The 1,111-nt window shown below is 37.9% G+C and carries 1 protein-coding gene; it reads left to right on the top strand.

Annotation, left to right across the window (positions count from 1 at the left end):
• Positions 1 to 25 precede the first annotated feature (25 nt).
• Positions 26 to 1,111, top strand: a protein-coding gene (locus FTU79_RS16405) for an IS3-like element ISAba14 family transposase (RefSeq protein ID WP_180051359.1) whose coding sequence is annotated in 2 segments (ribosomal slippage) — positions 26 to 290 and positions 290 to 1,111 — 1,087 coding nt annotated over the 2 segments. Because the reading frame shifts where the segments join, the coding sequence is not laid out codon by codon here. This gene is flagged as partial in the annotation.

Genomic DNA, 1,111 nt, shown 5'->3' with positions numbered 1-1,111 from the left:
CAAATGATGTTATAAACATCAATATATGGAGTATTTTATGGCACGTAGACCAAGAAGAAATCATTCAAACGACTTTAAGGCTAAGGTAGCACTTGCTGCGATCAAAGCAGAAAAAACACTTGCTGAATTGAGTTCTGAGTTTGATGTTCATCAAAACCAAATTATTGACTGGAAAAATCAATTGATCTCAGCTTCCTCACAAGCTTTCGATCAATCAAAAGCTCCATCAGAACCTCCCATTGATCTTAAAAAGTTACATGCAAAAATCGGTGAGCAGGCATTAGAAATTGATTTTTTAGAAGGTGTGTTGAAGAAACTGGGCCGCTTCAACCACAAAAGTTAATCGATCACTCACTTCAGATTTCAGTATCTAAACAAGCTAAGTTACTGAAAGTCTCTCGTGGTTGTTATTATTATCGCCCAAAACCTGTTAGCTCATCAGATCTGAAGCTGATGCGATGTATTGATGAATTACATATGCAATATCCTTTTGCAGGCAGTCGTATGATGCGTGATTTGTTGAATCGTCAAGGGCATCATATAGGACGACGTCATACACGTACTTTAATGAAGAAAATGGGTATTCAGGCGTTATATTGCAAACCAAATTTAAGCCAGGCTAATCAAGCTCACCGTAAATATCCATATCTGCTCAAAGGATTGGCTATTCAGCGCAGTAATCAAGTGTGGTCTACGGATATAACGTATATCCCTATGGCAAAAGGCTTTGTTTATTTATGTGCTGTGATTGATTGGCATAGCCGCAAGGTACTTGCGCATAGGGTATCGATTAGTATGGAGGTGGATTTTTGTATTTCGGCTTTAAATGAAGCGATTGAAAAATATGGATCACCTGAAATATTGAATACAGACCAAGGCAGTCAGTTCACCAGTGATGCATTTATTGATGTATTGAAATCAAATGGCATTCAAATCAGTATGGATGGTAAAGGTCGATGGGTAGATAATGTGATGGTTGAACGATTATGGCGGAGCGTTAAATATGAAGAGGTGTATCTCAAAGCTTATAGCAGTGTCACAGATGCGAAAAAGCAATTGAGTGCATATTTTGAGTTTTATAATCTGAAACGACCTCATTCGAGTCTAGACA

This window comes from Acinetobacter sp. YH12144 (assembly GCF_013418345.1).
In the GTDB taxonomy this organism is placed as follows: Bacteria; Pseudomonadota; Gammaproteobacteria; order Pseudomonadales; family Moraxellaceae; genus Acinetobacter; species Acinetobacter amyesii.
The sequence above is the reverse complement of the archived record's forward strand: the minus strand, read 5'-3'. Positions and strand labels throughout refer to the sequence as shown.